Source organism: Streptomyces sp. SudanB5_2050 (assembly GCF_964272335.1).
Lineage (GTDB): Bacteria > Actinomycetota > Actinomycetes > Streptomycetales > Streptomycetaceae > Streptomyces > Streptomyces rochei.
Genome location: NZ_OZ186760.1, coordinates 1,935,118 through 1,948,217 on the forward strand (window position 1 = coordinate 1,935,118; position 13,100 = coordinate 1,948,217).

A 13,100-nucleotide genomic window follows, 5' to 3' on the forward strand; every position below is an offset into this window, starting at 1 on the left:
GGTCAGGCCCTCTCGCGCCGCTTGTTCCCCCGTACCGCCATGTAGAGCGCGTCGCCGACACCGACGATGATGATCGCGGCCACCAGCTGGAACACGTGCCGCCACCAGTCGATGCCGCGGGTCGCGTCCACGCCGACGGCCCGGGCGATCGCGTTTCCGGCGATGGCACCGAGCATGCCGAAGATGGTGGTCAGCCACAGAGGGCTGTGCTGCTTCCCGGGAATGATCGCCTTGGCGATCAGACCCAGTACGAATCCGACGATGATCGCCCACAACCAGCCCATGGCTGCCTCCTCATTCGGCTCCACGCGAGCAATACCGCCAGTCTTCGGCCGTACCGCGTTCGGCGCATGGCGGGTACGGCCGAATGGGGTACCGGGCCGGGCGCTCCGACGCAGGTCCCGCGGACGGGCCGGGGGTGCCCCGGTCTCGTGGACGGCGCGGGGGCGGCGTAACGTGGTGAGTTGTCCGGGACCGGAGTCCCCGTGCGGCCGCGGACGGGAGCGGGGCGGGGAAGTCCGATGCGGGCGGATGGTGGAACCAGATGCGGAAGCAAGGTGTCGGCGGCAAGGCCGAGGTGTTCCGGATCACCGGGGCCCGGACGGGCCTCCAGGAGGACGTGCGCGGCCGGCAGCGCCGGTACGTCATCTCGATGTCGATCCGCACCCTGTCGGTGGTCCTCGCGGCCTGTCTGTGGAACGTGGAACGCCACGTGGCGATCGTGGCGCTGGTCCTGGGCGCGGTCCTGCCGTACATCGCGGTGGTGATCGCGAACGCGGGGCGCGAGAACGCGCCATCGTTGCCGTCGACGTTCGTGACGATGCCGACCGCCCCGATGATCACACCGCCGCGTGACGACGAGGCGCAGGCGGAATCCGACCCGGAGGACACGCCGCCGGGAGCGGCGCGGGACGCCGCCGGCGAGCCCCGCGCACGGGCGTGACCGCGGGGCGCTCGGCGGGGCGCACGTCGATTCCGCGCCAGGCCGAAGAAATGCTCAGATGAATCGTGTGGTTCCGGTGCCGGGCGATGGGTGACCCGTGACATACTTCGTACGCGCTCCGCATCCCCCGTCGGAGCGACGGACCGACGCCGGGCAGCTCCCCCCGTGGCTGCTCGGCGTCGCCTTGTGTGTGGACCTGTGAGACGAACCTGTGAGTGACGAGACCGCCCCGATCTGCTCCGCCAAGGGCTGCCGCACCGCCGCCGAGTGGGTGCTGGCGTGGAACAACCCGAAGATCCACACTCCCGAGCGCCGCAAGACGTGGATCGCCTGTGACGAGCACCGGGAGCACCTGTCGCAGTTCCTCGGGGTGCGGGGCTTCCTCAAGGACGTGGTCCCGCTGGCCGAGTGGGAAGCCCCGGACGGTTCCGAACGCGCCTAGCCCCCGATCGCCGACATCGGCCGGTCGGGCTGGACGAAGGACGGATCGTCGAGTCCCGCACCGGCCTTCTTCCCCCACATGGCCAGCCGCCAGATGCGGGCGATCTCCTCGTCCGGGGCGTCGGAGCGCAGGGCGGCCCGCAGGTCGGTCTCCTCGGTCGCGAACAGACAGGTGCGCACCTGGCCGTCGGCGGTCAGGCGGGTGCGGTCGCAGGCCGAGCAGAACGGGCGGGTGACGGAGGCGATGACACCGACGCGGTGCGGGCCGCCGTCCACCAGCCAGCGCTCGGCGGGGGCCGAGCCGCGCTGGTCGGAACCCTCGGCGGTCAGCTCGAAGCGGGTGCGCAGGGAGGCCAGGATGTCACCGGCGGTGATCATGCCCTCGCGCTTCCAGCCGTGCTGGGCGTCCAGCGGCATCTGCTCGATGAAGCGCAGCTCGTAGTCGTGCTCCACGGCCCAGGCGAGCAGGTCGGGGGCCTCGTCGTCGTTGAGCCCCGGCATCAGGACCGAGTTGACCTTGACCGGCGTCAGACCGGCCTCGCGGGCCGCTTCCAGACCTTCCAGGACGTCCTTGTGGCGGTCCCGGCGGGTGAGGGTCTTGAAGACGTCCGGGCGCAGGGTGTCCAGCGAGACGTTGACCCGGTCCAGGCCCGCGGCCTTCAGCGCCCCCGCCGTGCGCCTGAGGCCGATGCCGTTGGTGGTGAGGGACATCCGGGGGCGCGGCTCCAGGGCGGCGACGCGCTCCACGATGCCGACGAGGCCGGGGCGCAGCAGCGGCTCGCCGCCGGTGAAGCGGACCTCCTCGATGCCGAGGGAGGTGACCGCGATGTCGATGAGGCGGACGATCTCGTCGTCCGTGAGCAGGTCGGGCTTGGCCAGCCACTGCAGGCCCTCTTCGGGCATGCAGTAGGTGCAGCGCAGATTGCAGCGGTCGGTCAGCGAGACCCTCAGGTCGGTGGCCACCCGGCCGTAGGTGTCGATGAGCACGTGGACCCCTCCCTCGACGCGGATCGGCGGAGCGCTTCTCTCCTCCGACACCTGCGAGCCTACGTGACGGGACCGACATCGACAGCGGGCCGATCCCTACGACGTACCGCGGGGCCCCGTCGTAGGGATCTACGACGGGGCCCCGCGGTAGGTGGAGGACTCCGGGCGGGGTCAGTGGGCGCCCGTGCCGGTCAGGGACCGGACCTCCAGCTCCGCGTACTTCGCCTTGTCCGGCTCCTCCTTCGACAGGACCGTGCCGAGCCAGCCCATGAAGAAGCCGAACGGGATGGAGATGAGGCCCGGGTTCTTCAGCGGGAACCAGGCGAAGTCGACGTCGGGGAACATCGCCTTCGGGTCGCCGGAGACGACCGGCGAGAACAGCACCAGGCCGACGGCGACGATCAGGCCGCCGTAGATCGACCACAGGGCTCCCTGGGTGGTGAACCGCTTCCAGAAGAGGCTGTAGAGGATCGTGGGCAGGTTGGCGGAGGCGGCGACCGCGAAGGCCAGGGCGACCAGGCCGGCCACGTTCAGGTCGCGGGCGAGGGCGCCGAGGGCGATGGAGACGATGCCGATGAAGACGGTCGCCCAGCGGGCCGCCCGCATCTCCTCCTTCTCGGTGGCCTCGCCCTTGCGGATGACGTTGGCGTAGATGTCGTGCGCGAAGGACGAGGACGAGGCGAGGGTGAGGCCGGCGACGACGGCGAGGATGGTCGCGAAGGCCACCGCCGAGATCGTGGCGAGCAGGATCGCGCCCCAGGCCGAGTCGACGCCGCCGACGTGCAGGGCGAGCAGCGGCGCGGCCGTGTTGCCGGACGGGTTGGACTCGGTGATCTCCTTCGGCCCGACGAGCGCGGCGGCGCCGAAGCCGAGCGCGATGGTCATCAGGTAGAAGGCGCCGATGATGCCGATCGCCCAGTTCACGGACTTACGGGCGGCCTTGGCGTTGGGCACCGTGTAGAAGCGGATCAGGATGTGCGGCAGGCCGGCCGTGCCGAGCACCAGGGCGATACCCAGGGAGATGAAGTCCAGCTTGGTGGTGCCGCTCGCGCCGTACTGGAGGCCGGGCTCCAGGAAGGCGGCGCCGTGGCCGCTCTTCTCGGCGGCGGTGCCCAGCAGGTCGGAGATGTTGAAGTCGAACTTCAGCAGCACCAGGAAGGTGATCAGGACGGTGCCGCCGATCAGCAGGACGGCCTTGACCATCTGGACCCAGGTGGTGCCCTTCATGCCGCCGATGGAGACGTAGACGATCATCAGGAGGCCGACGAGGGCCACGATGAGGATCTTGCCCGCGTCCGAGGTGATGCCGAGCAGCAGCGAGACCAGGACGCCCGCGCCCGCCATCTGGGCCAGCAGGTAGAAGATCGACACCACGATGGTGGAGGTGCCGGCGGCGGTGCGCACGGGGCGCTGGCGCATGCGGTAGGCGAGCACGTCGCCCATGGTGTAGCGGCCGGAGTTCCGCAGGGGCTCGGCGACCAGGAGCAGGGCGACCAGCCAGGCGACCAGGAAGCCGATGGAGTAGAGGAAACCGTCGTAGCCGAAGAGGGCGATGGCGCCGGCGATGCCGAGGAAGGACGCGGCGGACATGTAGTCGCCGGAGACGGCGAGTCCGTTCTGGAAGGCGCTGAAGGACCGGCCGCCGGCGTAGAAGTCGGCGGCGTCCTTGGTCTGGCGGCCGGCCCAGACGGTGATGCCGAGCGTCGCGAGGACGAAGAGCGCGAAGAGGGTGATGATCAGCGGGCGGTGTTCGCTGGCCTCGTTCGCGGCGAGCGTGACCTGGGTGATCGCGGGGCTCATGCGCCGCCCTCCATCCGGGACTTGATGGCCTCGGCCTTGGGGTCGAGCTTCGCGGCGGCGTGCCGCGAGTACCACCAGGCGATGAGGAACGTGGTGACGAACTGGGCGATGCCGAAGACGAAGGCGACGTTGATGTTGCCGAACAGCTCGGTGCCCATGAAGCCGCCGGCGTAGTTCGACAGCAGCACGTACAGCAGGTACCAGGCGACGAACGCGATCGTCAGCGGGAACGCGAAGGAGCGGAAGGAGCGGCGGAGTTCGGCGAACTCAGCGCTCTGCTGCACTTCGGAGAACTCCTCGGGTGACGGAAGATGGCGTTCCTCTTTCGAGGGGGGCGGTGCGTCGGTGGCCACGGAGTCTCCTCGTACGACGGACATGACGGCTTGTACCTCGGTGTTCTGCGGGGCCTGATCGTGCTCGGGCTCCCTGCCCAACGACACGGCGCCCCACGGGCAGCGGTTCAACCCGTCCGGCACTTTCCGAAGTCACCCGTTGCGGGGTCATTGCTGGCCGGCGACCGGGAGGGATAGCTTCGCCCTGCACCACTCCGTCATGTACCTGCCCGAGCACCACCTGTGTCTCGGGCCGGTCTCGTTTCCGGATGATGTGGAGACCCCATGGATCATCGGAGTTCGGAACGTCCGAGTACGGCGTCCTCGCACCGGTCGCGGCGTTCCAGACGGCGCCTCGCCCTCGCCGTCCCGGTCGTGCTGTCCCTCACCGCGTCCCTCGGCTTCCTGCCGGCCGCCGCCTCGGCCGCCCCGCCCGCGGACTCCGCGCGGCAGGCGGCGCGGGCCACGGGGACCGCCGAGGCGCCGAGCCTCGCGTACGTGGTCAACACGCGGACGGACCACCGCACCATCGCCTCCGTGCAGCGGGCGATAGCCGAGGCCGGCGGCAGCGTCGTCGCCACCTACCGGCAGATCGGCGTGATCGTCGTCCACTCCGCGAACCCGGACTTCGGCGCGGAGATACGCAAGGCGCGCGGGGTGCAGTCCGCGGGGGCGACCCGCACCGCGCCGCTGACCGCCGCCGGGACGACCGACCAGGGTGCCGCCGAGGTGCTCACCGCCGAGCAGGCCGCGCGGACCGCGAAGGCGTCGAAGGCCGCGGGGGCGGGCGAGCCGCTGGAAGCGGACCAGTGGGACCTGCGCGCGATAGGCGCCGACAAGGCCGCGAAGATCAACCCGGGCAGCTCCCGGGTCACCGTCGCCGTGATCGACACCGGTGTCGACGACACCCACCCCGACCTCGCCCCGAACTTCTCCGCCGCCCAGTCCGCCAACTGCGTCGGCGGCAAGGCCGACACCAGCGAGGGCGCCTGGCGGCCGTACACCGCCGACGACTACCACGGCACCCATGTGGCCGGTGAGATAGCCGCCGCCCGCAACGGCATCGGCGTCGCCGGTGTCGCACCGGGCGTGAAGGTCTCCAGCATCAAGGTGAGCGACCCGGACAACGGGCTCTTCTACCCCGAGAACGTCGTGTGCGCGTTCGTGTTCGCCGCCGACCACGGCGTCGAGATCACCAACAACAGCTACTACGTGGACCCCTGGCTCTACAACTGCATGGACGACCCGGACCAGCGCGCGATCGTCGACGCGGTCAACCGGGCCCAGTTGTACGCCCAGCGCAAGGGCACCCTGCACCTGGCCTCCGCCGGCAACTCCAACCACGACCTGGACTCCGACGCCATCGTCGACGACTCCAGCCCCGACGACTCCACGCCGGTGACGCGGACCATCGACCCGCACGAGTGCTTCGACGTGCCGACCCAGCTGCCGGGCATCGTCACGGTCAGCGCCACCGGCGTCGACGAGGAGAAGTCGTACTACTCCTCGTACGGCAAGGGCGTCGTGGACGTCGCGGCGCCGGGCGGCGACGCGCGCTACCAGATCCCGGACACGCCGTCGAAGAACGGCCGCATCCTGTCGACCATGCCGAACAACGCCTACGCCTGGCTCCAGGGCACCTCGATGGCCTCCCCGCACGCCGCCGGCGTCGCCGCGCTGCTGAAGTCGGAGCACCCCTGGGCGTCCCCGGCCACGCTCCAGCGGCTGCTGAAGGCGCAGGCCGACAACCCGGGCTGCCCGGCCTCCTACGACCAGGACGGCGACGGCACGCAGGACGCCGGCTGCGAGGGCGGCAAGCGGGTCAACGGCTTCTACGGCCACGGCATCGTCGACGCGCTGCGCGCGGTGAAGTGACCCGCCCCGCACGGGCCCGCTCGTCGTCCGCTCCCGAGTCGCGCACCGGTTTCACGAACGAACTGGAGACACCGCACATGACACCTCCCCACCCGCGTCACCGCCGAGCCCTCGCGATCCCGGCCGGTATGGCCGTGGCCGCGTCGCTGGCCCTCCTGCCGGGCGTCCCGGCCTCCGCCGCCGAGGCCGCCCCCACGCTGTCGGCGGACTCGACGTCCTCGACCTCGATGAGTTACGTCGTCAACGTCCGCCCCGGGCACGGCCTCCCGGCGCACGTGAAGCGGGCGATAGCCGAGGCCGGCGGCACCGTCGTGACGTCGTACGACCGGATCGGCGTGGTCGTCGTCCACTCCTCGAACCCGGACTTCGCCCGGCAGGTCCGCACGGTGCGCGGTGTGCAGTCGGCCGGCGCCACCCGCACCGCGCCGCTGCCGTCGGCCGCCACCACCGACACCGGCGCGCCGAAGGTCCTCAGCGGCAAGGAGATCGCCGCCGCCGAGGCCGCCGAGGGCCAGGACCCGCTGCAGGGACTCCAGTGGGACCTGCCCGCCATCAAGGCGGACAAGGCGCACGAGAAGTCGCTGGGCAGCGAGAAGGTGACCGTCGCGGTCATCGACACGGGCGTGGACGACACCCACCCGGACATCGCCCCCAACTTCGACCGGGACGCCTCCGTCAACTGCGTCTCCGGCAAGCCGGACACCACCGACGGCGCCTGGCGGCCGGGGGCGGCGGAGAGCCCGCACGGCACGCACGTGGCCGGGGAGATCGCCGCCGCCAAGAACGGCGTCGGCATGACGGGCGTGGCGCCCGGCGTGAAGGTGTCGGGCATCAAGGTGTCCAACCCCGACGGCTTCTTCTACACCGAGGCCGTGGTCTGCGGCTTCATGTGGGCGGCCGAGCACGGCGTGGACGTCACCAACAACAGCTATTACACCGACCCCTGGTACTTCAACTGCAAGAACGACCCGGACCAGAAGGCGCTCGTCGAGGCCGTCACCCGGGCCTCGCGGTACGCGGAGAAGAAGGGCGCGGTCAACGTCGCGGCGGCGGGCAACGAGAACTACGACCTCTCGTCCGACGAGATCACCGACCCGTCCTCCCCCAACGACACCACGCCCGGCGACCGGGTGGTCGACCCGTCCGAGTGCCTGGACATCCCGACCCAGCTGCCCGGCGTCGTGACGGTCGCCGCGACGGGCGCGAAGGGCCTCAAGTCGTCCTTCTCCAACCACGGGCTGGGCGTCGTCGACATCGCCGCGCCCGGCGGCGACTCGACGGCGTACCAGAAGCCGGAACCGCCCGCGACCAGCGGACTGATCCTCGGCACGCTGCCCGGCGGCAAGTGGGGCTACATGGCCGGTACGTCGATGGCGTCCCCGCACGTCGCGGGCGTCGCCGCGCTGATCAAGTCGACGCACCCGCACGCCTCACCGGCGATGGTCAAGGCCCTGCTGTACGCCCAGGCCGACGCCACCGCGTGCACCGAGCCGTACGACATCGACGGCGACGGCAAGGTCGACGCGGTGTGCGAGGGCTCGAAGAACCGCAACGGCTTCTACGGCTGGGGCACGGCCGACGCGCTGGACGCGGTGACCCGGTAGCGGCGCTCCGGTGGCCCCCGCGGCCACCACGCGCGTGAGGCGGGCCGGGGGAACCTCCCCCGGCCCGCCGTTCCGTGCGCGGGGCGGGCACCGCACACTGCTCGCCATGGAAGAGATGGACGAGATCGAGTACGTGTGGTCCGTGCTGGGCGGTGACGCGGCACTCACCGCGCGGGTCGCGCGGGCGGCGCGCCCCGAGGTCCTGGAGGCGCGCCTGCCGGTGCGGGCGCTCGCGTCGGCATGCGTCGGCGCCTGTGCGCTGGCCGCCGCCGAGCTGGCGGCGCGGCGGGCCGCGCCCGGCGGGGTACCCGCGGTGCGGGTGGACGACGGGGCGGTCGCGGCGGCCTTCACCAGCGAGCGTCACCTGCGGATCGGCGGCCGGGAGCCGGTGTCGTTCGCGCCGCTGTCGCGGCTGTGGCGGACGGCCGACGGGTGGGTGCGCACCCACGCGAACTACCCGCACCACCGGGCGCGGCTGCTGGCGGCGCTGGGCCTGGCGCGGGACACGGAGGACGCGCGGGCGGTGGACGCCGTGGGTTCCCTGCTGGCCGGGCTGCCCGCGCGCTCCGTCGAGGAGACCGTGTACGCGGCCGGCGGGGCGGCCGTGGCCCTGCGGACGCCCGAGGAGTGGGCGGCCTCCGAGCAGGGCCGCGCGGTGGCCGGGCGGCCGTTGGTGGAGCGCGGCGTGCTGGACGCGTCGCCGGCGCGGACGTTCGCCCCCGTCCCGCCGTCCGCCGGCGCGCTGCTGCCCGCCGCCGGGCTGCGCGTCCTGGACCTGACCCGGGTCATCGCCGGCCCGGTGGCCACCCGCACCCTCGCCCTGCTCGGCGCGGACGTCCTGCGCGTGGACCCGCCGGGGCTGCCCGAACTGCCCGACCAGCACGTCGACACGGGCTTCGGAAAGCGTTCGGCGACGCTGGACCTGACGTCCGATCAGGCCGCTTTCGAGGAACTGCTCGGCGCGGCCGACGTCGTCGTCACCGGCTACCGGCCGGGCTCCCTCGACCGGTTCGGCCTCTCCCCGCGGGCGCTCGCCGCTCGGCGGCCGGGACTGGTCGTGGCCCGGCTGTCGGCCTGGGGCGCGTACGGGCCGTGGGCCGGGCGGCGCGGCTTCGACAGCCTGGTGCAGGTGGGCACCGGGATCGCCGCGCTGGAGGGAACGGCGGACCGGCCGGGCGCGCTGCCCGCCCAGGCCCTCGACCACGGCAGCGGCTACCTGCTGGCGGCCGGGGTGCTGCGGGCGCTGACCGAGCAGTCCCGGCACGGCGGCAGCCGGTACGTCGAGGTCGCGCTGGCCCGCACGGCCGCGTGGCTGTCGGCGGGGCCGGCGCCGGACGGCGCGAGCGGCGCGGGCCGGCCGCACGGCGTCGGCGGGTCGGCCCGAAGCGCCTCCGCCGACACGGGCGGCACGGGCGGCGCGAGGGGCACCGGCGGCACCGGCGGCCCGAGCACTCTGGGCACGGGCAGCGGCGCGCGCCGCGTACGTGCCGCCGGCGAGGCGGGAGGCCCGGGAGACGCCGGCGAGGCGGGAGGCCCGGGCGCCTCACCGTGGCTGCGTGAGCGGGAGAGCCCGCTGGGGCGGCTGCGGTACGCGCTGCCGCCGGTCCGCTTCGACGGCGGACCCACCGACTGGGAACGGGCGCCGGGCCCCTGGGGCGCGGACGCCGCGCGCTGGGTGTGACGCGTCCCTCACCCCCTTCCCCGCTCTCCCGAACCGCACGGCGGCCGAAAACGTCCTCATGTGTGGAATGCCGGACCGCCAGTTGTTTTCCGGAACTTGCCCGGATCTGGGGGAGCTGGTGAAGATCTCGAGGTGACCTTGACAAGACCCCCGTCCCGGACCACCGGCACCGGACGGCACGCGCGGCCCACCGGCACCGGCCGGACCGTGGCCGTGCTCGTGCTGGTGGTGCTGGCCGCGCTGATACCCGTCCTCGGCCCGTCCCCCGCCCTGCACGGCACCGGGGAGGCCGAGGCACCCGGCACCGGCGGCATAGCCCTGCTGCGCACGGTGCTGTTCGCCGCGCTGAGCGTCCCGGTCGGCGAACTCTTCGTGAACCGGCTCGCCAGGTCCCTCCCCGGCGCTCCCCCGCAACGCCCCCGCAGCTGGGCGCCGTACGCGGCCGCCGCCGGGTTCGTCGCCGCGCTGGGCCTGGCGTCGGTCGTGGCCACGGGCAACCTGGTGCCGGACAGCGCCGCCGACATCGACGTCGGCGGCCTCTACTCCACCCGCGACGGCAAACTCGCCCTCCTGGAGGTCAACGGCTTCCTCGCGGCCGGTCTGTGCGCCACCTCCCGCCGCCCCGGCCTCCAGGTCTGGCCGCTGGCCGCGGTGATCGTCGCGGAGGCGCTGCGCGCGCACCCCACGACCGAGTACAGCCCCCTGCTCGGCTCCGGCCTGACCCTCGTCCACCTGACGTGCGCGTCGCTGTGGGTGGGCGGTCTGCTGTACGCGCTGCGGACGCTGCGCACCTGGCGGGAGGCCGCCGCCGGCCCGGCCCTGCTGGGGCTCTACGCGCGTGTGGCGGCCGTGCTGCTCGCGGCCATCACGGCGACGGGCGTGTGCAGTTCGCTGCGCCGGATGCCGCCCGGCACGATCGTGGACCAGCTGACGGACACGGCGTACGGGCGGGTCCTGCTCGCCAAGGTGATCCTCATGGTCGCCGTCGCCGCCCTCGCGCTGTGGGCCAGGATCCGGCTGGGCCGCGCGGCCGATCCGCTGACCGCCTGCGTCCCGGCGCGCGCGGAGGTCGCCGCCCTCGGTTTCGTGGTCGCGGTCTCCGGGCTGCTGACGGCCCTTCCGGTGCCGATCCGGTGGTGAGTCCCGCAACGCCCGCCCGGCGGCGGCCGCTTGACCGTACGGCCGTCGCGCCGCGGCGCGCGGCGGCACCTGGCGCACCGGAGTGTCAGTCGCGGCCCGTATCCTCATGGACCATGCTCGAAGACCGCACGACCGCAGCGCCGTCCGCGACGGCGTGGCCGACCGCGTATCCGCAGGGATACGCGGTCGTTGACGTGGAGACCACCGGACTGGCCCGCGACGACCGCATCATCTCCGCGGCCGTCTACCGTCTGGACGCCCGCGGCGAGGTCGAGGACCACTGGTACACCCTGGTCAATCCGCAGCGGGACCCGGGCCCGGTGTGGATACACGGCCTGACGAGCGAGGTGCTCCGGGACGCGCCCCTCTTCCCGGAGGTGGCCGAGGAGTTCGCGGCCCGTCTCGACGGGCGGGTGCTCGTCGCGCACAACGCCGTCTTCGACTGGCAGATGATCGCCCGCGAGTACGCGCGCGCGAAGCGCGAGGCACCGGTGCGTCAACGGCTGTGCACCATCGCGCTCTCCAAGGCGCTGGAGCTGCCGCTGCCCAACCACAAGCTGGAGTCGCTGGCCGCCCACTTCGGCGTCGTGCAGCAGCGGGCGCACCACGCGCTGGACGACGCCCGGGTGCTGGCGGAGGCGTTCCGGCCGAGCCTGCTCGCGGCGGCGGCGGGCGGCCTGCGGCTGCCGCTGCACGAGTGCCGGCCGCTGACCGAGTGGTCGGACGCGCCCGCTCCCCGGATCGGCCACCAGGCCGGCCCCGGCGGCTACCGGTCGGCCGGCTGGCGCCCCTCCCGCAAGAGGCCCGCGTGCCTCTACCCCAACCCGGGCCGGTACGAAGAGGGCAAACGGCTCAAGCAGGGCATGCGGGTCGCCTTCTCGGGTGACACCTCCGTCGAGCGGGACCTGCTGGAGGACCGTGCGACCGAGGCCGGACTGCACGTCGCCACCAGCCTGTCCCGTCTCACCAGTCTGCTGGTCACCAACGACCCGGACTCGGGCACGTCCAAGGTGGTCAAGGCCCGCCAGTTCGGCACGCCGGTGGTGGACGAGGCGGCCTTCGGCCAGCTGCTGGCAGACGTCGAGCCCGCGGACGCCACGCCGTGAGCCGGGCTCCGGGCGGATCGCGGCCGAGCCGTACGGACGGGTGATTCCGGGCGACTCGCCCGGCGCCCGCTCGCCCGCGTCGCGGTGACGGCTCACCCTGTGGCGCATGGCGACATGTGAAGTCTGCGGCAACAACTACGGAATGACCTTCGAGGTCCACGCCCAGGGAGCGGTGCACGTCTTCGACTGCTTCTCCTGCGCGATCCACCGGATGGCCCCCATCTGCGAGCACTGCCGGGTCCAGATCATCGGCCAGGGCGTCGAGGTCGAGGGCCACTGGTACTGCGGCGCCCACTGCGCCCGCGCGGAGGGGAGGGCGGGGATCGTCGACAAGGTCTAGTCCCTCGACGGCGTACCCGCCGCACGGCGCCCCACGACCGAGTTGTACCGTCGTGGGGTGTACCGCTTCCTCCTGTCCCGCCAGTGGGTGATCCTCACGCTGGTCGCCGTGCTGCTCATCCCCACGATGATCCGGCTGGGCTTCTGGCAGATGCACCGCTACGAGGAGCGCACCGCCCGGAACGATCTGGTCGCGCGGGCGCTCGACGCGGCGCCGGTGCCCGCCGAGTCGCTGACCGCTCCCGGCAAGAAGATCACCACGCGTGAGCGGTACCGCACGGTCACCGCGCAGGGCCACTTCGACACCGAACGCGAGGTCGTCGTCCGTCGCCGCACCGACTCCGACGACAACATCGGCTACCACGTGCTGACCCCGTTCGTGCTGAACGACGGCAGGATCCTGCTGGTCAACCGGGGCTGGATCCCGGCGGACGGCCCGAGTCAGACCGCCTTCCCCGAGGTGCCCGCGCCGCCCGGCGGGGAGATCACCGTCACCGGACGGCTGATGCCCGACGAGACGACCGAGGCGAGCGGCATCAAGGACCTCGAAGGTCTGCCGGACCGGCAGATCATGCTCATCAACAGCGCGCAGCAGGCCGAGCGCCTGAAGGCACCGGTGCTCGGCGGATACGTCGTGCTGATGGAGCCGGAGCCGAAGAACGGCACCCCGGAGCGCATCGGCAGGCCCGGCAACGAGGACGCCGCGCTGAACTACGCGTACGCGATCCAGTGGTGGCTGTTCGCCGCCGCCGTACCGGTCGGCTGGTGGTTCCTGGTCCGCCGCGAGAAGCGCGACCGGGAGACCGCCGAGGACGCGGCGCAGCCGCAGCCGGAGCACGCGGCGGTGTAGCG

Annotated in this window: 13 protein-coding genes; 9 read left to right on the forward strand and 4 right to left on the reverse strand. The window is 72.7% G+C overall.

All coding sequences use genetic code 11. The features are described 5' to 3' along the window. Positions 1–2: 2 nt before the first annotated feature. Positions 3–284: a GlsB/YeaQ/YmgE family stress response membrane protein gene (locus ACFZP7_RS08625; RefSeq protein WP_019329365.1), complete on the reverse strand. Its 282-nt coding sequence runs from the start codon at positions 282–284 to the stop codon at positions 3–5. 260 nt (positions 285–544) lie between these two features. Between ACFZP7_RS08625 and ACFZP7_RS08630 the strand changes: the two genes are divergently transcribed. Then, positions 545–943 carry a DUF3099 domain-containing protein gene (locus ACFZP7_RS08630; RefSeq protein ID WP_019329364.1) on the forward strand — a complete coding sequence of 133 codons (399 nt, stop codon included), beginning with the start codon at positions 545–547 and terminating at the stop codon, positions 941–943. Positions 944–1,154: 211 nt separating this feature from the next. After that, positions 1,155–1,385: a hypothetical protein gene (locus ACFZP7_RS08635; protein ID WP_385634166.1), complete on the forward strand. Its 231-nt coding sequence runs from the start codon at positions 1,155–1,157 to the stop codon at positions 1,383–1,385. Here the strand turns inward: ACFZP7_RS08635 and moaA are convergent. The 3 genes from moaA to ACFZP7_RS08650 form a co-directional block, all read right to left on the reverse strand. Next, a complete protein-coding gene (gene moaA / locus ACFZP7_RS08640) occupies positions 1,382–2,371 on the reverse strand; it encodes a GTP 3',8-cyclase MoaA (protein WP_019329362.1) in 990 nt (329 codons plus the stop codon). The two genes, ACFZP7_RS08635 and moaA, sit on opposite strands and share 4 nt — an antisense overlap. Before the next feature lie 171 nt (positions 2,372–2,542). Further along, a complete protein-coding gene (locus ACFZP7_RS08645; RefSeq protein ID WP_127440401.1) occupies positions 2,543–4,171 on the reverse strand; it encodes a cation acetate symporter in 1,629 nt (542 codons plus the stop codon). Continuing rightward, complete coding sequence (locus ACFZP7_RS08650; protein WP_029394199.1) at positions 4,168–4,524, reverse strand: DUF485 domain-containing protein; 357 nt, start codon at positions 4,522–4,524, stop codon at positions 4,168–4,170. Before ACFZP7_RS08650 ends, ACFZP7_RS08645 begins: the two co-directional genes overlap by 4 nt. Before the next feature lie 264 nt (positions 4,525–4,788). On the opposite strand from ACFZP7_RS08650, the gene ACFZP7_RS08655 reads away from it, so the two are divergent. From ACFZP7_RS08655 to ACFZP7_RS08685, 7 genes are all read left to right on the forward strand, one after another. Beyond that, complete coding sequence (locus tag ACFZP7_RS08655; RefSeq protein WP_355163577.1) at positions 4,789–6,378, forward strand: S8 family serine peptidase; 1,590 nt, start codon at positions 4,789–4,791, stop codon at positions 6,376–6,378. Positions 6,379–6,455: 77 nt separating this feature from the next. Further along, entirely contained in the window at positions 6,456–7,982 is a 1,527-nt protein-coding gene (locus tag ACFZP7_RS08660; protein WP_385634167.1) for a S8 family serine peptidase, read from the forward strand. A 115-nt stretch (positions 7,983–8,097) separates the two neighbouring features. Then, positions 8,098–9,663 carry a CoA transferase gene (locus tag ACFZP7_RS08665; RefSeq protein ID WP_385638385.1) on the forward strand — a complete coding sequence of 522 codons (1,566 nt, stop codon included), beginning with the start codon at positions 8,098–8,100 and terminating at the stop codon, positions 9,661–9,663. Positions 9,664–9,795: 132 nt separating this feature from the next. Beyond that, a complete protein-coding gene (locus ACFZP7_RS08670; protein ID WP_031021748.1) occupies positions 9,796–10,803 on the forward strand; it encodes a CopD family protein in 1,008 nt (335 codons plus the stop codon). 113 nt (positions 10,804–10,916) lie between these two features. Further along, a complete protein-coding gene (locus tag ACFZP7_RS08675; protein ID WP_385634168.1) occupies positions 10,917–11,909 on the forward strand; it encodes a DEDDh family exonuclease in 993 nt (330 codons plus the stop codon). A 106-nt stretch (positions 11,910–12,015) separates the two neighbouring features. Further along, positions 12,016–12,249, forward strand: coding sequence for a hypothetical protein (locus tag ACFZP7_RS08680; protein ID WP_071528763.1), 234 nt, complete (start codon positions 12,016–12,018; stop codon positions 12,247–12,249). A 57-nt stretch (positions 12,250–12,306) separates the two neighbouring features. After that, positions 12,307–13,098 (forward strand): SURF1 family protein, encoded by a 792-nt coding sequence (locus tag ACFZP7_RS08685; RefSeq protein WP_127434132.1) that lies wholly within the window; start codon positions 12,307–12,309, stop codon positions 13,096–13,098. The last annotated feature ends 2 nt before the right edge of the window (positions 13,099–13,100 follow it).

Bases quoted from the DNA above. Each gene is read 5' to 3' on its own strand.
- ACFZP7_RS08645 (WP_127440401.1), bottom strand. From the start codon at position 4,171: ATGAGCCCCGCGATCACCCAGGTCACGCTCGCCGCGAACGAGGCCAGC.
- ACFZP7_RS08630 (WP_019329364.1), top strand. From the start codon at position 545: ATGCGGAAGCAAGGTGTCGGCGGCAAGGCCGAGGTGTTCCGGATCACC.
- ACFZP7_RS08665 (WP_385638385.1), top strand. From the start codon at position 8,098: ATGGACGAGATCGAGTACGTGTGGTCCGTGCTGGGCGGTGACGCGGCA.
- ACFZP7_RS08625 (WP_019329365.1), bottom strand. From the start codon at position 284: ATGGGCTGGTTGTGGGCGATCATCGTCGGATTCGTACTGGGTCTGATC.
- ACFZP7_RS08655 (WP_355163577.1), top strand. From the start codon at position 4,789: ATGGATCATCGGAGTTCGGAACGTCCGAGTACGGCGTCCTCGCACCGG.
- ACFZP7_RS08675 (WP_385634168.1), top strand. From the start codon at position 10,917: ATGCTCGAAGACCGCACGACCGCAGCGCCGTCCGCGACGGCGTGGCCG.
- ACFZP7_RS08660 (WP_385634167.1), top strand. From the start codon at position 6,456: ATGACACCTCCCCACCCGCGTCACCGCCGAGCCCTCGCGATCCCGGCC.
- ACFZP7_RS08680 (WP_071528763.1), top strand. From the start codon at position 12,016: ATGGCGACATGTGAAGTCTGCGGCAACAACTACGGAATGACCTTCGAG.